This is a genomic window from Kitasatospora sp. NPDC034533, from assembly GCF_055575155.1.
The window spans coordinates 1-21,684 of the sequence record NZ_JBVITE010000091.1; the positions used below are offsets into that span (position 1 = coordinate 1).

Below are 21,684 nucleotides of genomic sequence, written 5' to 3' on the forward strand. Positions count from 1 at the left end.
ACCTCCGTCATCTCTCCAGGTGTCACCCACTGCCAACGACACAACCAGCCAACGGACACGCCACAGTTGAACCGATCTGACCAAGCCCTACTAGGAGCGCGCATGCATGTGATCGTTCTCAACGGCGGGTCCAGCTCCGGCAAGTCGAGCATCGCCCGGCACCTCCAGGAACTGCTGCCGCAGCCGTGGCTGCACCTCGGTGCGGACACCTTGGTCGACGCGCTGCCGCCCGCGCTGCGCGAAGGCGGTGAGGGCATCGGCGGGGTGACGGACGGGGACGGCACGGTCGAGGTCGGCCCGGTGTTCGCCGCGCTGGACGCCGCCTGGACGGTCGGTGTGGCGGCGATGGCCCGGGCCGGGGCCCGGATCGTGGTGGACGAGGTGTTCCTCGGCGCCACGGCCTCCCAGGCCCGGTGGCGGGCGGCGCTGGAGGGCCTGGACGTGCTCTGGGTCGGCGTGCGCTGCGATCCGGCGGTGGCGGCGGCCCGGGAGGCGGTGCGCGGCGACCGGGTGGCCGGGATGGCCGCCGCTCAGGCGGAGGCGGTGCACCAAGGGGTGGTCTACGACCTGGTGGTGGACACCTCGCGGGCCTCCGCGGCGGACTGCGCCCGGGTGGTGGCCGCGCGGGTGGAGGCCGCCCGGGTGGCGACCGGCGGCCCGTCCGGCCCGGGCGCGACGGCCACCTCGTAGCCCCGCGGGCCGCTCCGGCCGCTCCGGCCCCTTCGGACCACTCCCGGCTACTCCAGGCCGAGCAGCGCGGCGAGGTAGCAGACCGCCTCGTCGCGGAGTTCCTCCTGCGACGGGATGTGCCAGTGTCCGCTGCCGGCCGTCGCGTTGAACAGCACCCCGTCGCACCAGCGGATCAGGCGCTGGGCGTCCGCCGTCGGACCGGCCGAGCCGCACGGGGCGAGCAGTGCGGCCGCGATGTCGGCGAACCGTGCGCCCAACCGGTCGTAGACGGCACGCAGTTCGGGCCGCCGGGTGGCCTCCAGGGCGAGTTCCATCCGGGCCAGGGTGAGCTGTCGCCCGCTGGTGAGCGCCCGGTACAGCAGTTCGGCGACGACCTGGACGAGCAGTTCCCGCGCGGCGGCGGGGGTGGGCTCCGCCGCGACGGAGGTGGGAGCGCCGACGCCGAGGGCGGGCAGGACGACGACGAGGGTGGGAGCACCGGTGACGGGGGTGGTCGCGCCGGCGGTGGAATCCTCCGTGAGGACCGGGTAGTCCTCGGTCTCCCGCTCGACGATCCGGGTGAGCGCGAGTTCGAGCAGCGCCGCCCTGGTGCGGGCCAGGTTCGAGGTCGAACCGGCGGGCAGGCCGGCCTCCTCGTCCACGGCGCGGTGGGTCAGCCCGCGCAGGCCGCGCTCGGCGATCAGGGCGATGGCGGCGTCGGCGACCAGGGTCGGGCGCGGGGGCGTCAGGCGCGGAGGCGTCATGGGTCCGATCATGGCCTTTCTCCTCGGGCGATCCCAATTCACTACAGCAGTAGTATCGTGCGGACTACATCCGTAGTACGGTACTGACCAGGCACTCACTACGGCTGTAGTCAGAGGAGAGGAGCCCTCCCATGGGCCGACAGCACGACACCGGGCGGGACAGGGAACAGGTCGCGGAACGGGGCGCGGAACGGGGCGCGGAAGGCGAACAGGACCGGGAACGGAGCCGGAAGCCGGACGGGAGCCCGGACCGGCCGCGGGCGATCGTCATCGGCGGCGGGATCGGCGGGCTCACCGCCGCCCTCGCGCTCCACCGCCAGGGCATCCCGGTGCGCGTCCACGAACGCGCCGATTCCCTCGAACCCGTCGGCGCCGGACTCGCCCTCGCTCCCAACGCCCTGCGCTGCCTCGACCGGCTCGGTGTGGGCGGGCGGCTGCGCGCCCTCGCCACCCCGCACCCCGCCATCGGCCTGCGCCACCCCTCCGGCCGCTGGCTGGCCCGCACCAGCACGTCCGCGTTCGAAGCCTGCTTCGGCGACCCGATCGCCGCCGTGGCCCGCGCCGACGTCATCGACGCCCTGCTGGACGCCCTCCCCGAGGGCACCGTCCGCACCGGCTCCTCCGCGACTCTGGTCAACCCCGGCAGCGCCGCCGAGCCCGCCGTCGTGCGCACCACAGACGGCCAGGAGGAGGCCGCCCTGGTCGTCGCCGCCGACGGCATCCGCTCCGCCACCCGTGCCCTGCTCTTCCCCCGGCACCCCGGCCCCCGCTACAGCGGCTTCACCACTTGGCGCACCATCGTCAGCCCCGGCCGTCGCCCGGCCGCCGCGGGCGAGGTGTGGGGCCGCGGACGGCTCGCCGGGATCGTCCCGCTCGCCGACGGCCGGGTCTACGTCTACGGCGCCGCCCTCGCCCCGGCCGGCGAACGCGCCCCCGGCGGGGACGAGCGGGCCGAACTCCTGCGCCGGTACGGAGACTGGTGCGCCCCCGTGCCGCAGTTGTTCGCCCTGGCCGAGCCCGAGCGCGTGCTGCGCCACGACGTCTGGGACCTCGCCGACCCGCTGCCCGCCCACCACCTCGGCCGGGTCGCCCTCCTCGGCGACGCCGCCCACGCGATGTGCCCCTTCCAGGGACAGGGCGCCTGCCAGGCCATCGAGGACGCCGTCGTCCTCGCCTCCCCGCTCGCCCCCGGCGCCGACCCGGCCGACACCCTGCCCGGTTACACCGCAGCCCGCCTTCCCCGCACCACCGCCGTCGTCGCCGGCTCCCGCCGCGTCGGCGACCTCGTCGCCCTCCGCTCCCCCGCCGCCACCCTGCTCCGCACCACCGCCCTCACCCTGGCCGGACTCCTCCCCGCCCGCGCCCTGCTGAGCCGCTCGGCCCCGACGTACGACTGGCGGCCCCCGGCCCTGACCGGGGCGGGTGAGGCCGGGGCAGGGTGAGACCAGGCCCGGCACGGCGGGCAGGTGCGGAGAGGTGAAGGCAGAAGACCATCACGAAGATCGCCGTCAACACGCTCACCCGTACGACACTCGAAGGGGACCGCGGATTCCCGTCCGATGACGCCTGGACGCTCTGCTGACACCAGCAGCCGGGGCTGTCGGCCTTGCGGGTGGGCTGGTCAGCGGCCTCATCACTCGCCGTGCCCAGGACTGGCAGTGGCCGCGGGACCAACGGATCGCCGCCCGTCGGACCTGCTGGGCCACGACACCGGGTTCGCCGTGGAACCCAGACGCGCTCACGGCGAAGGACGCCACCGGGACGACGACTGGGAGAGCGGAGGTCGCGGCCGGGGGTGGATGGGTTCGGCTGGCGATCGATGCCTTCCTCGACCAGGTGGCTCGCACCCGCGAACCGCCGCCGCGAAACGCCCCGCTGTCCGCGGACGAGTTCGAGCGGGCCCGGCAGCCCGTGTCCGAGGCACAGGTCACGTTGGTCGACACCGTCCGGCGGTCAGTGAAGCGGGGGCCGACGTGAGATCCCCTTCCCCGCGGCGGACAGCGGCCCCTGTCAGTGGGGTTTGCGACAATGCGCGCCATGAGTGACGCCGGTCGTCGGGCCATCGCCGAGTACTGGGACGCGGCCGCGCCGGCCTTCGACGAGGAGCCCGACCACGGGCTGCGAGAGGAGTCGGTGCGGGCCGCGTGGGCGCGGCGGGTACGGGGGTGGATGCCGGACACGGCGGCCGACGTCCTGGACGTCGGGTGCGGCACCGGGTCGCTGTCACTGCTGCTCGCGGCGGACGGGCACCGGGTGACGGGCGTGGACCTGGCGCCCCGGATGGTCGGACGGGCCCGGGCGAAGCTGGTCGCGGCGGGGCTGGCGGCGCGGTTCCTGGTGGCCGACGCGGCGGCGCCGCCGGTCGGGGACGGGACCTTCGACGTGCTGCTGTCGCGCCACCTGCTCTGGACGCTCCCCGAACCCGAGCGGGCGCTGCGCGCCTGGCTGCGACTGCTGCGGCCCGGCGGCCGGCTCGTCCTGGTCGAGGGCCGCTGGCGCACCGCTGGGCAGAGCACCGCCGCGCCGTACCCGGACGGGGCGCGGCGGCTGCCGTGGGGCGGCGGGGTCGGAGCCGGGGAACTCGCCGCGGCGGTCCGGCCACTGGTGTCCGAGCTGCGGGTCGAGCCGCTCGGCGGGGAGCCCGAACTGTGGGGCGGCCCGGTGGACGACGAGCGGTACGCGCTGGTGGCGCGCCCCTGAACGCGCCGTCACGCGCCCACGGGAAGCACCGAGTCGGGGGACCCCCGTCAGGAGCGCCCGCCGAAGGTGCCGTTGAACGGGTCCGCCCGGTGGCAGGCGGCGCAGCGCAGCCGGGTGTAGATCGCCACCGCGCCCATGAACACGTCCTCGCGTCCGTCGGCCGGGGACTCGGAGGCGGCCGGCTCCCCGCAGTCCAGACAGGGGCGGTCGGGTCGGGCGGCGACGGAGCAGTCACGGCAGATCAGGTGGGTGGGGTCCTCGGCGTGGACCACGACGGGCTGCGGCCCGCCGTACAGCAGGTGGTCGCACCACGTGCAGGACTCGTCCGCCTGTGACGCCAGCATCCGGTCCCTGGTCTCCCGCTGCCACTTGGCGGCCTGCTGCACCGGCACCTTCACCGGCGGCCCCCAGCCGGCGGCGGCGAGCCACTGGGCGCCTTCCGCTCCGGCGGCCCGCAACTGGTCGTCGACGGCGATGTCCCTGGGTGTCTTCTCTTTCATCGCGGGCTTCTCCTCCTGCTGGGCATCCGGGGCTTCCAGGGCTTTCACCGGAGACAACGCGGCCGACGCACCGCTGGACACGCGGCTCCTGCACGCCGCACCTCGACACCGCCGCCCCCAGGGGCACCCCGGCTCAGAGGAGCGGCCCGGTGTCCCCGTCCGCGATCCGGACCTCACCCCCTCGGGAGGTCCTCGGGCTCCCCCACGCCCTCTCCACCCCACCCCCAACTCGAAGCGTCCGGCCCGCCGACCGACCACTCTCGAACGCCCGTGGGCACCCGCTTACAGGCGTTCGGCCGTACCCCGCGGTTCCGCCCCTCGACCTCCTGACTTGGCGTATGACGCTCCCACCCGGGTAGGGAGCCGATGGCGCGACTCAACCGGTGGGGAAGAGAAGGGGACTGCACCGATGGCCGATTCCGACGGACTGCGCTCCGCGATCGCCGCACAGATCGAGGGGTTCGCGGCGGCCGACGGTGCGGGTGTACGCAGCGTCCTGGTCAGGACGCTCGACGGCCCCCGGCTAACCGTCGCCCACCGGGCCGATCTCGTGTTGCCTGCGGCGAGCCTCGCCAAGATGATCCTCGGGGTCGCCCTCTTCGAGTCGGCCGAGCGCGGCGGACTCGACCTCGACGAGCGCGTCCGGATCGGGGCCCTCCCGGGCACCATGTACCCGAGCGTGCTGCAGGCACTCGATCCCGATTCGACCGTCACTGTACGGGAGTTGTGCGGGTTCGCCCTGGTGACCAGCGACAACCCCGCGGCCGAACACGTGCGCGCCGTCCTGGGCCAGGAGCGGATCGACGCCACGATCAAGGCCGTGGGGCTGCACAACACGGCGTTCCCGGTCGGGTTCTCCGAGCGGGAGCTCGGGCCGCTCGGCCGCGCCAACACCACGACCGCCGAGGACATGCTGCGGCTGGTCGAGCACATCGACCGTACGCCGTACCTGGAACCGGTCCGTCGCTATCTGGTCAACTACCTGCGTAACGACAGGATTCCGTCACGGCTGGACGACGACGTTCCGGTCCGGCACAAGACCGGGAGCCTGCGCGGCATCGTGAACGACGCGGGCGTCGTCCTGCACCCCGCCCGGCGCATCGCGATGGTCTTTCTGACCGAAGGCCAGGCGGATAACGTTCGTACGGCACAGGAGATCGGGGAGGTCTCCGAACGGATCGTCCGGATCATCACAGAGGGGTCGGCGCTCTGACGCGGCCCACGGGGGTGGCACGTGGCCGTGTCTCGTGAACGACAACTGCGCAAGATCCTCGCGCTGGTCAACACCCTCGCGCTGATCGTGGGGCTGGTGTGCGTCGTCACCGCGGCGCTGCTGACCCACCAGCAGGTCCTCGCCACCGTCCTCAGCCTCATCGGCGGCGCCTTCGTGTCGGCGGCGGCCGTCACCCTCGCGATCGGTTCCCTCACCGTGCGGGAGACCACAGAACAGGTGGACAGCGCCGTGCTCCGTGGCATGCAGGACGTCCTCGGTCCGGTGCGCGACCCACTGTTCGCCGGAGCGCTGTCCGCCTACCGGTACGACTGTCTGCTTTCCCCCGCACCGGACGGCGACCCCCACCCCGACTACCTCTGCCAGAGCTTCCGGATCTCCTACCGGATCGAAGCCCTGCCCGAAACGGTGACGATCGCCTGCCTCGCCTCCAACGACGATGCCGGTCTGGACGGGTTCACCGGGCCTGAGTGCCTGCTGCGGTGGATGATCGACGACAACCTGGACCCGGACGACCCGAGGATCTTCACCGTCGGCGCGGTCCGGGTCGACAACCGGGAACTGGAACGGGCGCCCGCGACGCACGAGACCATCGTCGGCGGGCGTGCCAGGATCGAACACTTCTCGGTCCCGCGCGACGTCCAGGCCACCGCGGGCCACCTGGTGGAGCTGAGCGTCACGGCACGCAAGTTCGCGGGAAGCGACCGGCGGATCCGGGTCCAGGCCCAGGTCTTCCGCCATGTCACGGACGCCGAGTACCGGCTCACCGTCGATCCGGCGCTCCGTCCGACCCGTCTGAGCGTGAACGCCTCGGAGATCAGCGCGCTCGGGGCCGCCCACGGCGCCAGCGTCCGGGCCACCTTCCCCGAGCCGTTCAACAACACGGCCGGGCTGATCCAGCTCCCGTTCCCCCTCCAGCCCGGCAGCGTGATGGCGTTCACCATCGACCGGGACGTGGCCTGACGCGTTGGCCGATGGTTCAGCCGGTGGCGCGGATGTAGATGTCTGCGGCGCCGGCGAGGCCGCCGGGGATGGCGGCGACGTAGATGCGGCGGGCGGTGGGGGCGTGGGTGGTGGGGGCCGGGGTGGGGGTCCAGGTCGGGGTGGGGGTGGGGTCGTCGGGGGTGGGGTCGTCCGGGGCCAGGGGCGGGGCGGCGGCCTGGTCCGAGACGCCAGTGGGGTCGGATGAGTCGGCGGGGTCGGCGGCGAGTCCGCCGGAGGCTGCGGCGGGGCCGGTGGGGTCGGGGTCCGGGTCGGCGTCTGCGGGCGGGGTGGGGGTGGGAGTGGCCGAGGGGGTGGGCGCGGGTGGCGGCGGGGACTCGGGGAGTTCCGAGGCCTCGGTCGGCTCGTCGCCGCCGAGGGCGGCCAGCAGGTCGGCCGGGAGGGGGGCGACGGGGCCGGGCGCGGGGAGGTCGTAGGCGCTGAGGAAGTCGCCGAGGCCTGGGGCCCTGCCGCCGCCGAGGCGGTAGTGGAGATAGGCGACCGGGGCGCCGTCGGAGGTGTGGGTGTAGACGGCGCCGACCGGGTAGAAGCGGCCCGCGCCGGGGTGCTGGGAGGGATGGAGCCCGGCCAGGCGTTCGGCGCGGTCGCGGTCGGTCTCACGGCCGGCGCGGCCGACGGTGAGCGCGTTGACGCCGCGCACCACGAGGGCGGCGCCGACGGACACGCAGAGCACCAGCCCGACGGCGACGGTGCGCCGCAGGACCGGGCGGCCGTGCAGGGCGGGCCAGGAGTCGGTCACCATGCGCTCGGGTGGGATGCCGTCCACGGTTGTCTGTTCCCCGTTCGATCAGAACGCTCGATCAGGACGTCTGATCAGGGCATTCGTTCAGGACGCCTGATCATGACGCCGTACTCTGCTCGACGTGGGACCGTAGCCGAGAGTTCCTCAGCCGAGGTAGGCGGGGGCGACCGCGGCCTTGGTGACGGGTCGCGCGCTGCCCGATCCGTCCGCCGGGACGGTCCACAGATCAGCACCGTAGTCGCCGGGCAGGGCGTAGACCAGGGTGCCGTCGCCGGACCAGAGCGCCTGGTCGTCGATGTTGCGCTGCTCGGCGGTGGCGGTCTCGGCCATGGTGGCGAGGTCGAGCACGTACAGCCGCCACGGGGCGTCGGCGGGCAGGCCGGGGACCCGCTTCTTGTACGCGACGCGGGTGCCGTCCGGGGAGAGCGAGGGGCACTCGACGTTGTCGTGCAGGGCGGTGAGGGTGCGGGCGGCGAGGTCGCCGCGGACCAGGTGGGTCCGCCCGGCGCTGGCGAGGGTGGCGTAGAAGGTGTCGTCGTCGGCGAAGGTGACGCCCCAGATGTTGATGTCGTGCGCCTGGTAGGGGCGGCCGTCCAGGACGACCGCGAAGTCCTCCAGGTTCTCCCGCAGGTTCCAGTCCCGGACGTCCACGATCGAGGTGCGGGTGGAGAAGTCGCTGCCCGCGTACGAGTCGCCGCTGACGAAGACCGTCCAGGCGGCGAGGTGCCCGGACGGCGAGACCCGGGAGCGGGTGGGGATGCCGGCGGCCGGGAAGGACCGCAGTTCGCGCAGGTGGTCGTCCAATACGACGGCGCGGTAGGTGTCCTCCAGCGCGCCGTGCTGGGCCTGGAGGCAGATCCCGGTGCCGGCGGCGGCGTGGAACCGCAGGCACTGGACGCCCGAGGCGGTGCGCGGGCCGTCGGGCCGGTCGGCGGGGACGGTGGTGATCTCGTCCCGGTGCGGGCCCCAGGCCATGTTGCGGAACAACAGCTGTCGTGTGCCGCTCTGCACCTGTAGTGACACCGGACCGGACACGACGGACGGCCCACCGGGCTGGACCTGGTCCCGGCGGGCGGTGCGGTCGGCGGCGTGCAGGACGGCTCCGGTGCCGACCGCGCCCAGCAGCACGACGGCCACCAGCAGGATGATCACCCTGGTCCGGTTCCGCAGGTTCATCGGGTCTCCTCCGGGGTCTTCTCGGCGGGGCCGGCGGATGAGGCAGGACCGGCGGGCGCGGCAGGACCGGCGGGCGGGGCGGGCACGGCGGAGGCCGAGGACGGGCGCAGCACCGCCGCCGCGCCGAGCACGCACAGCGCCAGCGCCGCCGCCGACCAGCCCAGTGCCGCCGGCCCGCCGACCACGCCCCACAGCGCGCCGAACAGCAGCGAGCAGGCGAAGCGCGCCAGCGCCTGCCCGGTGCCCACCAGGGCGAGCCCGGCGCCGCGCTGTTCGGCGGGTACGGCGTCGGCGGCCGCGGCGGCGAGCACCCCGTCGGTGGCCGCGTAGAAGGTGCCGTGCAGCACCAGCACGCAGAGCACCGCCGGCACCCCGCGCAGCGGCGAGAGCAGCAGCCCGTACGCCAGCAGCAGCACCCCGTGCCCGGCGAGGAAGAGGCGGTGGCGGCCGATCCGGTCGGCGAGGGCGCCGAGCGGTACGGCGAGCAGCAGGAAGGCGGCGGCGGTGCCCAGCGGCAGCAGCGGGAACAGGCCGACGGGCAGGTCCAGGCGGCGCTGGACGAGCAGGTAGAGGAAGGAGTCGCTGACGGTGGTGAGTCCGAGCAGGACGGCGCAGAGCGTCAGCCGGCGCAGCCCCGGCAGCCTCAGCAGGGTGAGGCTGTGGCGCAGCGAGGGCTGCTCGGTCGACGCGTCCTCGCCCTGCTGCCGGTTCGGCACGAACAGCAGCAGGATCAGCACGCCGAGCGCCGCGACGCAGGAACTGACCGTGAAGACCGCGTCGTAGCCGTGCCGTTCACCGCCGTCGGCGAGCAGCGGGCCGCCGGCCAGCCGCAGCACCAGGAACGCGGTGAGCGGGCCGAGGAGGGCTCCGGCCGTGTCCATCGCCCGGTGCACGCCGAACGCCCGGCCGCGGTGGGCGGGTTCGGTGGCGAGCGAGATCATCGCGTCCCGGGGCGCGGTGCGCAGGCCCTTGCCGGTGCGGTCGACGGCGATCACGGCGCCGATCAGCGGCACGGTGTGGACGAGCAGCAGCAGCGGCCGGCAGAGCGCCGACAGCCCGTACCCGACGGCGGCGACGGCCTTGTGGCGGGCGGCACCGTCGCGGCCGCGGCGGTCGGAGAGGTGGCCGCCGACCAGTCGGACGAGGGCGCTGAAGCCGTTCTGGATGCCGTCGAGCAGGCCGAAGCCGAGCGGTGAGAGGCCGAGCCCGGTGAGCAGGTAGAGCGGCAGGACGGCGGTGACCATCTCGGAGGAGACGTCGGTGACCAGGCTGACGGCGCCGAGGGCGACGACCGCTCCGGGTACGGCGCCGCGCCGCGCCGCACCGGCCGTGGGCGCGGCGGGGGCCTGCGGGTCGGCGGCGGGGGCGGGGGCGTCGGAGGCAGCCGGGGCGACCGGGGCCTTCGAGCTGCGGGAGTCCGCGACGTACACGGGCGTCAGTTCCCCGTGCCCAGGGCGCCGAGGCCGAGGACGCGCCTGCCGAGGACGCCCGTGCCAAGGGCGCCGGCGGCGGGAACGGGGGCGGCGGCGCCGCTGCCGGGGGTGCGCGGTCGTACGAAGGCCATGGGGTCCTCCGGATGTCGGGGCTTCCGGGCGGGGCGCCGAGAACAGTAGGAGCACCGCGGTGTCGTGTACCGCACAACACAGGTGAAGAACAGGCGAACAGCTGCCGCGCGCGGAACGACCCGAAGAGCGGGCAGACGGGCGCCGGGAGCCGCGTCGGACGTCACATCCGCCGCGATTGACCCGTCCCGCCCGGGCGTGGTGGGATCGCCGGGGCTCGGGACGAAAGGGTGCGTACGTGAGCGGATTGGTCGCCGCCGTCCCGCGCGACCTGGTGGTCGGGATCGGCGTGAGCAGCCGCGCCGAACGGACCGAGGTGCTGCGGCTGCTGACCGGCACCCTCCGGGAGGCCGGTCTGGACCGCTCCGCGGTGGCCCGGCTGGCCACCGTGGCGGGCAAGGCCGACCACCCGGCGGTGCGCTGGGCGGCCGGGCACCTCCCCGGAGTGCCGGTGGACGAGCACCCGGCCGAGGCCCTGGCGGGCGTCCCGGTGCCGAACCCCTCGGCCCTGGTCGGCGCGGCCGTCGGCACGGCGAGCGTGGCCGAGGCGGCGGCGCTGGCGAGCGCGCCGGGCGGCCGGCTCGTGGTCACCAAGCGGAGGTCGGCGGCGGCGACGGTCGCGATCGCCCGGGTGGCGGCGACGGCGGTCACGGCGGTCGCGACCGCCCGGGTGGCGGCGCCCTGCCCGGACCGGCCGCACCGCGCGTCCCACCGGCCCCGACCGACCGAACCCCCACAAGGAGATCCCACGTGACCGCCCCCGAACCCGACCTGCGCCACCACGGCGACGCCGAGGTGCGCGCCGACGGGCTCGGCCTGGTCGACCTCGCCGTCAACGTCCGCACCGGCACGCCCCCGGCCTGGCTGCGCGAGCACCTCGCGGCCACCCTCGGCGAGCTCGCGGCCTACCCCGACCAGAGCGCCGCGCGCGCCGCGGTGGCCGCCCGGCACGCCCGCCCCGTCGGCGAGGTGCTGCTCACCTCCGGCGCGGCGGAGGCCTTCGTCCTGCTCGCCCGCGTACTGACGCCTCGTCACATCATCGTGGTGCACCCCCAGTTCACCGAGCCGGAGGCGGCGCTGCGGGACGCCGGCCACCGGGTGCACCGGGTCCTGCTCTCCCCCGAGGATGGCTTCCGGCTGGGCGCCGTCCCCGAGGAGGCGGATCTGGTCGTCCTCGGCAATCCGACCAATCCGACCTCCGTCCTCCACCCCGCCGAGGCCGTCGCCGCGCTGGCCCGGCCGGGGCGCACCCTGGTGGTGGACGAGGCGTTCATGGACACCGTGCCGGGCGAGCGGGAGTCCCTGGCCTCCGCCCGGGACCTGCCCGGCCGCGTCGTGGTACTGCGCAGCCTCACCAAGACCTGGGGCCTGGCCGGGCTGCGGATCGGCTACGTGCTCGGGCCCGCGCCACTGATCGCCGAACTCGGCGCCGCCCAGCCGCTCTGGCCCGTGTCCACCCCGGCGCTGGCCGCCGCCGAGGCGTGCAGCGGCCCGGCGGCACTCGCCGAGGCCGAGCGGGCCGCGGCCGAACTCGCCGCCTGGCGCGAGCACTTGGTGAAGGGTCTGGCCGCCTTCCGGTCGGTGCGGCTGTACGGCGAACCGGCGGCCTCCTTCGTGCTGGTGCGACTGCCGGACGCGGCGGCCGTCCGGCAGCGGCTGCGTGCGCACGGCTTCGCCGTCCGGCGCGGGGACACCTTCCCGGGGCTGGGCGAGGAGTGGCTGCGGATCGCCGTCCGGGACGAGGCGACCACCGACCGCTTCCTCGACGCCCTGGAGACCGTGCTCGGTCCGGCGTAGCGCCCGCCTGGTCCTGGGCCTAGGCCTGGCCGGCAGCAGGCCGAGGCCGGACGCGGAGGCGAGGCCGGGCGAGGCCGGACGCGGAGGCGAGGCCAAGTGCGGGGGCCGAGGCCGGGCAGGGGCGGCGTTCGAACCGGCGCGGAGGCGGAGTTCAGTCCAGCACGAGCCGGTCCCCGACGCTGATCGCGCCCGCCACCAGCACCTGGGCGTACACCCCGGCGCAGGGCAGCGCCGGCATGCCGGCCAGCGGCACCACCCGGTTGCGCTCGGCCGGGATGCGCAGCGCCTCGGTGCGGCGGGGCAGCGGCCCGTGCCGCAGGGTGGGGACGGCGCAGCGCGGGGTGGGCGCGATGATCCGCAGCCGCAGCGTCGGCCCGATCGCCAACTCCCGCCCTACCCAGGCGTTCTCGACGTATCCCCCGCCCCGGGTGCGGATCACCAGGTTGGGCCGGTAGCGCTCGGCCTCGCTGCCGGTGGCGCGCAGCGTGGAGGTGGTGATCAGGTGCAGCGGCGCGAAGTCGAAGAACCCGCCGTCCGGTGCGGCGCGGCCCAACTCGCTCACGGTGAAGCCGGTTTCGGCCGTGATGCCGCGGGCCAGCACCTCCTCCGGCAGGGCCCGCTCGACGGTCGCGCCGGGCGGGCGTTCGGTGATCAGCGCGACCGCGCGGCCGAGGGCCTCGGACAGCCCCCGCTCGTCCGTGCCGCTGCCGTCCGGGCCGGTGATCACCGCGCCGCCGTCCGCCGTGGTGGTGGCCGTGCAGCCGAGCAGGGCGGCCCAGAGCCGGGGGCGCTTGGCGCTGGCCACCCGGCCGGTGGCCAGGTCGAGCAGGGCCCGTTCGCGGTCGCCGGCCAGTCCCCGTCCGGTCACCTCGGCCCGGTGCAGTTCCTCGCCGAGCAGCCCCTTCACCGGGTAGCGCCGCAGCCGCTCGACCGTGCCGGCCACGGGCCCGCCGCCCGGCCCGTTCTCGCCGCTCACTCCTCCTCGTCCTCCGAGCATTCCCGCAGTGCCTCGAAGTGCGGGTCGCGCAGTCCGGCCCTGGGGTCGACCCAGAGTGCCAGGGCCGGTGCCGGATGGTTCGTCTCGATCCAGTCGAGGTCCTGCGGGCCGAGTTCGTCGTCCACCCAGACGAACGGCCGCCCGTCCGCCCAGGCGACCAGTTCCCTGGTCTTCCAGTGCAGCCCGTCGGGGTCCTCCCGGAACACCTCCGCCCAGGGGATGTACGGGAGTTCGGGCAGGCCGAGGTGCGGACCGATGAACGTGTTCGCCTCGTCCATCCAGGTGGTCGCCCACACGAGGTCGTACGGCAGCGCGAGCAGTTCCGCGCCGTGCCGGGGGTTCAGCCGGACCCTCAGCGGCTCCACCCGCTCGCGCGGCAGCGGTGCGTGGCGGGCCACCCAGGACTCGGGCAGCATCCGGTGCGTCCGGTAGCCGTCCGGGCCGGGGGATTCGGGCGCGGCGTAGGGGTTGAGCGGTCCGTCCACGTCGAGCAGCAGCAACGGCCGGGCGGTCACGCGGCGGCCGCCCATTCCCGCAGTTTCGCGAAGTCGTCGGCGAGCAGGCCGATCCGGGGGTTGACGTGCAGGGCGAGCGCCCGTCCGGGGTGGTGGTGGGCGATCCACTCGGCGTCCTGCGGGCCGAGTTCGTCGTCCACCCAGACGAACGGGCGGCCGGCGGCCCAGGCGACCACGTCCCTGGTCTTCCAGTGCAGTCCGTCCGGGTCCTCGCCGAACAGGTCGGACCAGCGGATGTACGGGAGTTCGGGCAGGCCGAGGTGCGGACCGATGTGGGTGTTCGCCTCGCCCATCCACCCGGTGGCCCACACCAGTTCGTACGGCAGCGCCAGCAGCTCCTGGCCGTGCGAGGGGTTGAGCCAGACCCTCAGGGGCTTGATCCGGGCGGCGGGGGGCTTGGCGTGCCTGGCGCGCATCGTCTGCCGCGCCTGGACGGCGGCCAGGTGCTCCTGCTTGGCCACCCACCAGGCGGGGCGCAGCCGGTGGGTGGCGTAGCCCTCGGGCCTCCGCGTCGGCGCGGCGTAGGGATTGAGCGGTCCGTCCACGTCGAGGAGGAGCAGGGGCTGCTGGGTCATGCCTGAATTCTCGGCCGGGTGCGCAGGGTTGGCCAGCGATTTGCAGGTCACGATCGGGTTCCCGCGACGGGCGCCGCGGCCGGTCCGGAGGCGGCTTCCACCGCCGGTCCGGAGGGTGGGTTCCGCCGCCGGGCCCGAGGTCGGCGCGCGCGGTCGGTCCCGAGGTCGGCGCGCGCGGTCGGTCCCGGGCGTGAGCGCCGACGCCTGCCCGGATCGGCCCGCGCGGTGGCTGGTCCCGCGCTCCGGCCCGTCACGGCCGCTGCCACAGGTGGCGGCCGGCCAGCAGCGGGAGCACGCCCTCGCCGAACCAGTACGCCTCCTCCAGGTGCGGCATCCCGCTCAGCACGAACTCCTCGATGCCCAGCGCGTGGTACTCGCAGATCAGGTCGGCGACCTCCCGGTGGCTGCCCACCAGTGCCGTCCCGGCGCCGCCGCGCAGCAGCCCGATGCCGGCCCACAGGCCCGGGTGGACCTCCAGCCGTTCGGCCGAGCCGCCGTGCAGCGCGAGCATCCGGCGCTGCCCCTCCGACTCGCTCTCGGCCAGGGCCCGTTGGGTCTCCCGCACCCGGCGCGGGTCCATCGCGGCGAGCAGCCGTTCGGTCTCCGCCCAGGCCTGTGCGCCGGTGTCCCGGGTGATCACGTGCAGCCGGATGCCGAAGCGGACGGTCCGGCCCCGCGCGGCGGCCAGTTCGCGGATCCAGCGGATCTTCTCCCGGACCTGGGCGGGCGGTTCGCCCCAGGTCAGGTAGACGTCCGCGTGCCGGGCGGCGATGTCGCCGGCGGCCGGGGAGGAGCCGCCGAAGTACACCGGCGGCACCGGGTCCGGCAGCCGGTTGAGCCGCGCGCCCTCCACCCGCAGGTGGGGGCCGTGGTGGTCGACCGTCTCCCCGGCCCAGAGCCGCCGGGTGATGTCCAGGAACTCGCCGGTGCGCGCGTACCGGGCGTCCTTGTCGAGGAAGTCCCCGTAGGCGCGCTGCTCGGCGGACTCCCCGCCGGTCACCACGTTGAGCAACAGCCGTCCGCCGGAGTGCCGTTGGTAGGTCGCGGCCATCTGCGCGGCCAGGGTCGGGCTGAGCTGACCGGGCCGGAAGGCCACCAGGTACTTCAGTCGCTCGGTCAGTCCGCTGAGCACGGCGGTGGTCAGCCAGGCGTCCTCGCACCAGGCCCCGGTCGGGGTCAGCACGCCCTCGAAGCCCAACTGCTCGGCGCTGCGGGCGACCTGGCCGAGGTAGCCGATCGTCGGCGGCCGGTCGGAGCCGGCCGCGCCGGGCGTGGAGCCGTGTCCGCCGCCGACGATCAGCCGGCTGTCGCCGTTGGTGGGGAGGAACCAGTGGAAGGTGAGAGCCATGGACGGACACGCTCCTGGGGCCGGTGCTGCCTGCGGTCGGTGGACGGAACCCTCCGACGGCGACAGCCGGCCGCCCACACCCTGCCCAGGTCCACGTGCAGGCGGCGCACGAGGAGGGGGTGGCGCGAAGCGGTCATGGGCCGATTCTCCGGGACCGCCCGCCGGCCGACAAGACCCGCCCGCACGACAGCCGTAGTCCCCCTCCCCGGGCGGAGAGGGGGACTACGGCTGTCGTGGGTGCGCCCGGGGGCGGTGGATCAGACCTGGCCGACCTTCTCCAGGGCCTCGCAGCAGGTGTTGATCAGGAGGCGGGTGACGACGTAGGGGTCGACGTTGGCGTTCGGGCGGCGGTCCTCGATGTAGCCCTTCTTGTCCACCTCGACCTGCCACGGGATGCGCACGGAGGCACCGCGGTCGGAGACGCCGTAGCTGTAGACGTTCCACGGGGCGGTCTCGTGCTTGCCGGTGAGGCGGGACTGGATGTCGTGGCCGTACTGGTTGACGTGCTCCAGCACCTTCTCCTGGGAGGCGCCGAGCGCCTCGCAGGCGGTGATGATGGCGTCGTAGCCCTCGCGCATCGCCTTGGTGGAGAAGTTGGTGTGGGCGCCGGCGCCGTTCCAGTCGCCGCGGACCGGCTTGGCGTCGAGGGTGGCGTCGATGCCGAACTCCTCGGCGGTGCGGTACAGCAGGTAGCGGGCGACCCACATGTCGTCCGAGACGGTCAGCGCGTCGACCGGGCCGATCTGGAACTCCCACTGACCGGGCATGACCTCGGCGTTGATGCCGCAGATCGCCAGGCCGGCGTCGATGCAGCGGTCCAGGTGCAGCTCGACGATCTCGCGGCCGAAGACCTCCTCGGCGCCGACGCCGCAGTAGTAGCCGCCCTGCGGGGCCGGGTAGCCGCCCTCCGGGAAGCCGAGCGGGCGGGAGCCCTTGAAGAAGGTGTACTCCTGCTCGATGCCGAAGATCGACTCCTGGGCGGCGTACTTCTCGGCGACCTCGCGCAGCAGGGCGCGGGTGTTGGACGCGTGCGGGGTGCCGTCCGTCTCCAGGACCTCGCAGAGGACCAGGATGTGGTCGCCGCCGCGGATCGGGTCCGGCACGACGCGCACCGGGTTCAGCACGCGGTCCGAGGCGTGGCCCTCGGCCTGGCTGGTCGAGGAACCGTCGAAGCCCCAGGTGGGGATCTTGTCGGCGTTGGGCAGGACGCGAGTCTTGGAACGGAGCTTCGCGGTCGGCTTGGTGCCGTCGATCCAGATGTACTCGGCCTTGATTGCCACGGGGTGTCCCTCGCATTGCTGACTGGTGGGTGCCCGTGAAGAGTGGCAAGCCGCCGTTTCCCGGTTGTTCCTCTCGTGTAACGCGCATGTGAACCAACCGTCCGCATTGGCACCGTCACGGAGCGGGAGTGCCAGGGGTGGCACTCCCGCCCTTGTGGACACCGTCAGTGACGGAGGCCGACTCGCCCGGTGACGGCGACCGCCGAGCCAGCGGCGACGGAACGGCCAGGTCACCGGCCACGGAACGGCCGGGTCGCCGGCGGTGGGCAGCCCGGTCAGCGGCGACCGGCGACCCGGTCGGTGACGGCGAGCGACCCGGTCGGTGACGGCGAGCGACCCGTTCAGTGACGGCGGGCGTGCGCGGCGCGCCGGCGCCGGGTGGCCCAGAGCGCGGCCGCACCACCCGCGACCAGGGCGCCGGCCCCGGCGGCCAGCGGGCCGGTGGCACTGCTGCCGCCGGTGGCCGCCAGCTTCTCCGTCTTCTCCACCTCGGCCTGCGGGACGGCGGTGCGCGAGGCGGTGGCATCGGCCACCGGCTGGACGGCGGGAGCGCTCGCGGACCCGGCGCCCGGGGCGGACGTGGCGCCCGGCGTGGACGCGGTGCCCGGGGTGCCCGGCGCGGCCGGGCCGGACGGGGTGGCGGCCGGCCCGCCGGGCTTCTCGCAGCTCACCGAAGCGACGGTGATCTTCCCGGTGACCTTGGCGACGTTCAGGTTCAGCGGGTTGACCTCAACCTGCACCTCCAGGGCCGAGGCGGCGGCGGTGGTCGTGGTGACGGTCTTCTTGGAGAACTCCACCGAGACGCTGCCGATCAGCGGCACCTCCACCTTGGTCGGACCGTACAGGCCGACGGTGACCGGCTTGCCGAGCACGCTGAGCCTGACCGGCGCGACCACGTCCGCGGCCGGCTGCCCGTCCACCGGGCAGGTCGCCTCGGCGCTCATCGCCTCCAGCCCGAGCAGCGCGGTGGCGGGCAGGCCGGGGGCGTACACGTCCGCGTTGACCAGCTTGACGGAGGCGGTGGCGCCCTTGGCGTCGACGCGGGTCACGGACTTGCCGACGTCCGCCTTGACCAGTTCGACCGGACCGCTCTGGTCGACGCCGGCCACCGTGGCGGTCAGCACGGAGCCGTCGCGCTGCGCCGGCGACTCCACCTTGTTCAGCGCGATGTTCACCGGGACGTCCACCGCCTTGTTCAACAGGCTGACGTCCAGGTCGAGTTCGGCGGTGACGGCGCGCGCCTTGCCGGGCACCGGGGCGGGCCCGGCCGCCCGGGCGGGCGCGACGGCGAGCAGCGCGCTCGCCACCACGGCGGTGGCAGCGGCTAGGGAAACGATTCGTCGGGAAGACATGGCGGTACCCCCACACAGATGAAACGATGAGCCGCCAGTCTTCTCGAACGATCCGTCACATGAGCAACACGGAACGTCATTTCACTCGTTGGAGTGAGATTGGCGTTCCGCACTGACTCGACTCTGCTACGGCGGCACCGCCGAGAGGCGGGGGCACGGCCGCCGCACGGGCGGCAGCACCTACGGCAGCCGCCAGTCCACCGGCTGCGCCCCCTGCCGCACCAGCAGCTCGTTGGCCCGGCTGAACGGCCGCGAGCCGAAGAAACCGCTGTTCGCCGAGTACGGGCTCGGGTGCGCCGACTCGATCGCCGGGACGTCCCCCAGCAGCGGCCGCAGGTTGCGGGCGTCACGCCCCCACAGGATCGCCACCAGCGGCCCCCCGCGCGCCACCAGCGCCCGGATCGCCTGCTCGGTGACCTCCTCCCAGCCCTTGCCCCGGTGCGCGGCCGGCTTGCGCGGCGCGGTGGTCAGCGCCCGGTTGAGCAGCAGCACGCCCTGCTTCGTCCACGGGGTGAGGTCCCCGTTGGACGGCTGCGGCAGGCCGAGGTCGTTGCCGTACTCCTGGTAGATGTTGATCAGGCTCGCCGGGATCGGGCGGACGTCCGGCGCCACCGAGAAGCTCAGCCCGACGGCGTGGCCGGGCGTCGGGTACGGGTCCTGCCCGACGATCAGCACCCGGACGTCGGCCAGGGGCTGCTGGAAGGCGCGCAGCACGTTCGGCCCGGAGGGCAGGTAGGTACGGCCTGCGGCCAGTTCGGCGCGCAGGAAGTCGCCCATCGCGGCGACCCGTCCGGCGACGGGTTCCAGGGCGGCGGCCCAGCCGGGCTCGACGATCTCGTTCAGTGGACGCGGTGCCATGGTCGCCACCCTATCGGCCTACACCGACAGGGCGTTCAGCAGATGATCATGCGCGCGGAGTGCGCCCGGACCGGTCGGCCCGGCTATCCGACCGGGCGCCCCCGGAGCACCACCAGCAGCGGGTCCGCGAGCACCCGCACGTCCGCCCGCGGGTCCTCGGCGTACACCACGAAGTCCGCCGGGGCGCCCTCCTCCAGCCCGGGCCGCCCCAGCCACTCGCGCGCCCCCCAGCTCGCCGCCGACAGCGCCTCGGCCGGGCTCAGCCCGGCCCTGACCAGCTCCGCCACCTCGTCCGCGACCAGCCCGTGCGCCAGCGAGCCGCCCGCGTCCGTGCCGACGAACACCGGGATGCCGGCGTCGTGCGCGGCGCCGACGGTGGCGTACCGGCGCTCGTGCAGCCGCCGCATGTGCGCCGCCCAGGCCGGGAACTTGGCCTCGCCGCCGGCCGCGAGGTCCGGGAAGGTGGCGATGTTGACCAGGGTCGGCACGATCGCCACCCCGCGCTCGGCGAACGCCGGGATCAGCTCCTCGGTCAGCCCGGTGGCGTGCTCGACGCAGTCGATGCCGGCCGCCAGCAGGTCGGGCAGCGACTCGGCCGCGAAGCAGTGCGCGGTGACCCGCGCGCCCTCCTCGTGCGCCGCCGCGATCGCCTCGGCGAGCGCGTCGCCGGGCCAGCACGCGGCGAGGTCGCCGCGCTCGCGGTCGATCCAGTCGCCGACCAGCTTCACCCAGCCGTCCCCGCGCCGGGCCTCGGCCCGGACGTAGGCGGTCAGGTCGCCGGGCTCGATCTCGTGCGCGTAGTTGCGGATGTAGCGGCGGGTGCGGGCGATGTGCCGCCCGGCGCGGATGATCCGGGGCAGGTCCTCGCGCTCGTCGATCCAGCGGGTGTCGGCGGCCGAGCCGGCGTCGCGGATCAGCAGGGTGCCGGCGTCCCGGTCGGTGAGCGCCTGCTTCTCGCTGGTCTCGGCGTCCACCGCGCCGTGGGCGTCCAGGCCGACGTGGCAGTGCGCGTCCACCAGGCCGGGCAGCACCCAGCCGGTCACCGTCCGGACGTCGGCGGCGGTCGGCGGGCGGGTGAAGCTCACCCGGCCGTCCACCACCCAGAGTTCGTCCCGGACGTCCTGCGGACCGACCAGTACCCGACCCCGCACGTGCAGCACCGCGCCATCGCTCATGGCCGCACTCTACCGACGGGCGGGTTCCGTGTAAGCAGCCATGATGCGGCAGACTCGTTTCCGGCACCCGCCCCCGTGCACCTCCGTGCACGCCGCCCCCACCCCGCGCATCCCGGCGAAAGGCTGATGACGACGTGAGCCCCTTCCTCGACCTGCCCCCACTCAGCGCCGCCGAGTTCGCGGCGATCGAGGACCAGGTGGCCGCCCTGCTGCACACCGAGTCCGACGTGATCGTCACCCAGGGCGAGGCGCTCCTCCCGCTGGAGGCCGCGATCCGCGGCGCCGCCCACCCCGGCTCCACCGCGCTCAACGTCGTCACCGGCCCGTACGGGCAGACCTTCGGCAACTGGCTGCGCTCCTGCGGCGCGAAGGTCGTCGACCTGGCCGTGCCCTTCGACAGCGCGGTGAGCGCCGCGCAGGTGGCCGAGGCGCTGGCCGCCGAGCCGTCGATCGACTTCGTCTCCCTGGTGCACGCCGAGGCCGCCACCGGCAACACCAACCCGGTCGCCGGGATCGGCGCCGTGGTCCGCGAGCACGGCGCGCTGCTGATGCTCGACGCGGTCGCCTCCGTCGCCGCCGAGCCGCTGCTCACCGACGAGTGGGGCATCGACCTGTGCGTCATCGGCGGCCAGAAGGCGATGGGCGGCCCGGCCGGGGTGTCCGCCGTCTCGGTCTCCGAGCGCGCCTGGGAGCGGATCGCCGCCAACCCGGCCGCCCCGCGCCGCTCCTACCTGTCGCTGCTGGACTGGAAGGAGCGTTGGACCGACGCCGGCCGCGCCGTACTGCCGCACGCCCCGGCCCAGTTGGAGATGCTCGCGCTCGGCGCCTGCCTGGACCGGATCGCCGCCGAGGGCCTGCCCGCCGTGATCGCCCGCCACCGCGCCGCCTCCGCCGCCACCCGGGCCGGCGTGCGCGCGCTCGGCACCCTGGCCCCGTACGTCGTCGAGGACGCCCACGCGGCCCCGGTCGCCACCACCCTGCGCACCCCGGACGGCGTGGACGCGAGCGCGCTCGCCGCCCGCCTCGACCCGGCGCTGCCGGTCCAGCCGGGCGGCGGCGCGCTGGCCGCCTCGATGCTGCGGGTCAACCACTACGGGCGGGCGGCCGCGCTGGACACCGTCCGCGCCTGCCTGTCGGCCCTCGCCGGAGCGACGGACGCCGACCCGGCGCCCGCCCTGGCCGCCGCCGAGGCCGCCTGGACCGCGACCCTCGGGGCCTGACCGCACGCCGGCCGGGTACGGGGCGTCCGGGTACGGGACGGCCGGGTACGGGGCGTCCGGGTACGGGACGGCCAAGTACGGGACGCCGGCCGCAGGACGGGGAGCGGGGGGGGGGGGGGGGGGGGGGGGGGGGGGGGTGGGCAGGGGGGGGGGGGGGGGGGGGGGGGGGGGGGGCGAGAACCCCCCCAGAAAAGGTCGCTGTCTTCTCTCCTCCGACCGCA

22 protein-coding genes are annotated in these 21,684 nt (G+C 74.8%); 8 read left to right on the forward strand and 14 right to left on the reverse strand.

Annotation, left to right across the window (positions count from 1 at the left end; all coding sequences use genetic code 11):
• Positions 1-102: 102 nt before the first annotated feature.
• Positions 103-690 (forward strand): chloramphenicol phosphotransferase CPT, encoded by a 588-nt coding sequence (gene cpt, locus ACZ55U_RS36100; protein ID WP_465533313.1) that lies wholly within the window; start codon positions 103-105, stop codon positions 688-690.
• A 47-nt stretch (positions 691-737) separates the two neighbouring features.
• Here the strand turns inward: cpt and ACZ55U_RS36105 are convergent, their stop codons facing one another.
• The gene (locus ACZ55U_RS36105; protein ID WP_465533315.1) at positions 738-1,445 is read right to left on the reverse strand and encodes a TetR/AcrR family transcriptional regulator; all 708 of its coding nucleotides are present in this window, start codon (positions 1,443-1,445) and stop codon (positions 738-740) included.
• A gap of 119 nt (positions 1,446-1,564) precedes the next feature.
• Here ACZ55U_RS36105 and ACZ55U_RS36110 point away from each other — a divergent pair, with 119 nt between their 5' ends.
• Together ACZ55U_RS36110 and ACZ55U_RS36115 are read left to right on the forward strand one after the other, a co-directional pair.
• Positions 1,565-2,875 carry an FAD-dependent monooxygenase gene (locus ACZ55U_RS36110; protein ID WP_465533317.1) on the forward strand — a complete coding sequence of 437 codons (1,311 nt, stop codon included), beginning with the start codon at positions 1,565-1,567 and terminating at the stop codon, positions 2,873-2,875.
• Positions 2,876-3,470: 595 nt separating this feature from the next.
• Positions 3,471-4,133, forward strand: coding sequence for a class I SAM-dependent methyltransferase (locus ACZ55U_RS36115; RefSeq protein WP_465533319.1), 663 nt, complete (start codon positions 3,471-3,473; stop codon positions 4,131-4,133).
• Positions 4,134-4,180: 47 nt separating this feature from the next.
• Here ACZ55U_RS36115 and ACZ55U_RS36120 read toward each other — a convergent pair whose 3' ends face one another.
• The gene (locus ACZ55U_RS36120) at positions 4,181-4,633 is read right to left on the reverse strand and encodes a hypothetical protein (protein WP_465533321.1); all 453 of its coding nucleotides are present in this window, start codon (positions 4,631-4,633) and stop codon (positions 4,181-4,183) included.
• Between the two features lie 409 nt (positions 4,634-5,042).
• On the opposite strand from ACZ55U_RS36120, the gene ACZ55U_RS36125 reads away from it, so the two are divergent.
• Both ACZ55U_RS36125 and ACZ55U_RS36130 read left to right on the forward strand, forming a co-directional pair.
• Positions 5,043-5,846 carry a serine hydrolase gene (locus ACZ55U_RS36125; RefSeq protein ID WP_465533323.1) on the forward strand — a complete coding sequence of 268 codons (804 nt, stop codon included), beginning with the start codon at positions 5,043-5,045 and terminating at the stop codon, positions 5,844-5,846.
• Positions 5,847-5,873: 27 nt separating this feature from the next.
• On the forward strand, positions 5,874-6,827 hold the full coding sequence (locus ACZ55U_RS36130) for a hypothetical protein (protein ID WP_465533325.1): 954 nt from the start codon (positions 5,874-5,876) through the stop codon (positions 6,825-6,827).
• Positions 6,828-6,843: 16 nt separating this feature from the next.
• Here ACZ55U_RS36130 and ACZ55U_RS36135 read toward each other — a convergent pair whose 3' ends face one another.
• The 4 genes from ACZ55U_RS36135 to ACZ55U_RS36150 all read right to left on the reverse strand — a co-directional run bounded on the left by ACZ55U_RS36135 (position 6,844) and on the right by ACZ55U_RS36150 (position 10,348).
• On the reverse strand, positions 6,844-7,632 hold the full coding sequence (locus ACZ55U_RS36135) for a hypothetical protein (RefSeq protein WP_465533327.1): 789 nt from the start codon (positions 7,630-7,632) through the stop codon (positions 6,844-6,846).
• 120 nt (positions 7,633-7,752) lie between these two features.
• On the reverse strand, positions 7,753-8,784 hold the full coding sequence (locus ACZ55U_RS36140; protein WP_465533329.1) for a TolB family protein: 1,032 nt from the start codon (positions 8,782-8,784) through the stop codon (positions 7,753-7,755).
• Positions 8,781-10,214, reverse strand: coding sequence for an MFS transporter (locus tag ACZ55U_RS36145; RefSeq protein ID WP_465533331.1), 1,434 nt, complete (start codon positions 10,212-10,214; stop codon positions 8,781-8,783). The genes ACZ55U_RS36140 and ACZ55U_RS36145 overlap by 4 nt, the downstream gene beginning before the upstream one ends.
• Positions 10,215-10,219: 5 nt before the next feature.
• On the reverse strand, positions 10,220-10,348 hold the full coding sequence (locus tag ACZ55U_RS36150; protein ID WP_465533333.1) for a hypothetical protein: 129 nt from the start codon (positions 10,346-10,348) through the stop codon (positions 10,220-10,222).
• 236 nt (positions 10,349-10,584) lie between these two features.
• On the opposite strand from ACZ55U_RS36150, the gene ACZ55U_RS36155 reads away from it, so the two are divergent.
• Both ACZ55U_RS36155 and cobC read left to right on the forward strand, forming a co-directional pair.
• The gene (locus tag ACZ55U_RS36155) at positions 10,585-11,100 is read left to right on the forward strand and encodes a cobalamin biosynthesis protein (protein WP_465533334.1); all 516 of its coding nucleotides are present in this window, start codon (positions 10,585-10,587) and stop codon (positions 11,098-11,100) included.
• On the forward strand, positions 11,097-12,143 hold the full coding sequence (gene cobC / locus ACZ55U_RS36160) for an Rv2231c family pyridoxal phosphate-dependent protein CobC (RefSeq protein WP_465533336.1): 1,047 nt from the start codon (positions 11,097-11,099) through the stop codon (positions 12,141-12,143). The genes ACZ55U_RS36155 and cobC overlap by 4 nt, the downstream gene beginning before the upstream one ends.
• A gap of 151 nt (positions 12,144-12,294) precedes the next feature.
• Here cobC and ACZ55U_RS36165 read toward each other — a convergent pair whose 3' ends face one another.
• The 8 genes from ACZ55U_RS36165 to ACZ55U_RS36200 all read right to left on the reverse strand — a co-directional run bounded on the left by ACZ55U_RS36165 (position 12,295) and on the right by ACZ55U_RS36200 (position 20,243).
• Positions 12,295-13,119, reverse strand: coding sequence for an MOSC domain-containing protein (locus ACZ55U_RS36165; RefSeq protein WP_465533338.1), 825 nt, complete (start codon positions 13,117-13,119; stop codon positions 12,295-12,297).
• Positions 13,116-13,670 carry an HAD domain-containing protein gene (locus ACZ55U_RS36170; RefSeq protein WP_465533340.1) on the reverse strand — a complete coding sequence of 185 codons (555 nt, stop codon included), beginning with the start codon at positions 13,668-13,670 and terminating at the stop codon, positions 13,116-13,118. Before ACZ55U_RS36170 ends, ACZ55U_RS36165 begins: the two co-directional genes overlap by 4 nt.
• Positions 13,652-14,230 (reverse strand): HAD domain-containing protein, encoded by a 579-nt coding sequence (locus ACZ55U_RS36175; RefSeq protein WP_465533342.1) that lies wholly within the window; start codon positions 14,228-14,230, stop codon positions 13,652-13,654. Before ACZ55U_RS36175 ends, ACZ55U_RS36170 begins: the two co-directional genes overlap by 19 nt.
• 250 nt (positions 14,231-14,480) lie before the next feature.
• Positions 14,481-15,578, reverse strand: coding sequence for an LLM class flavin-dependent oxidoreductase (locus ACZ55U_RS36180; protein ID WP_465533344.1), 1,098 nt, complete (start codon positions 15,576-15,578; stop codon positions 14,481-14,483).
• A gap of 257 nt (positions 15,579-15,835) precedes the next feature.
• On the reverse strand, positions 15,836-16,858 hold the full coding sequence (gene glnII / locus ACZ55U_RS36185; RefSeq protein ID WP_465533346.1) for a glutamine synthetase: 1,023 nt from the start codon (positions 16,856-16,858) through the stop codon (positions 15,836-15,838).
• A gap of 341 nt (positions 16,859-17,199) precedes the next feature.
• Positions 17,200-18,210, reverse strand: coding sequence for an SCO1860 family LAETG-anchored protein (locus tag ACZ55U_RS36190; protein WP_465533348.1), 1,011 nt, complete (start codon positions 18,208-18,210; stop codon positions 17,200-17,202).
• Between the two features lie 180 nt (positions 18,211-18,390).
• Positions 18,391-19,068 carry a uracil-DNA glycosylase gene (locus tag ACZ55U_RS36195; RefSeq protein WP_465533350.1) on the reverse strand — a complete coding sequence of 226 codons (678 nt, stop codon included), beginning with the start codon at positions 19,066-19,068 and terminating at the stop codon, positions 18,391-18,393.
• A gap of 83 nt (positions 19,069-19,151) precedes the next feature.
• A complete protein-coding gene (locus tag ACZ55U_RS36200) occupies positions 19,152-20,243 on the reverse strand; it encodes an amidohydrolase family protein (protein ID WP_465533352.1) in 1,092 nt (363 codons plus the stop codon).
• 134 nt (positions 20,244-20,377) lie between these two features.
• Here ACZ55U_RS36200 and ACZ55U_RS36205 point away from each other — a divergent pair, with 134 nt between their 5' ends.
• On the forward strand, positions 20,378-21,463 hold the full coding sequence (locus tag ACZ55U_RS36205; RefSeq protein WP_465533354.1) for a pyridoxal-phosphate-dependent aminotransferase family protein: 1,086 nt from the start codon (positions 20,378-20,380) through the stop codon (positions 21,461-21,463).
• Positions 21,464-21,684: the final 221 nt, after the last annotated feature.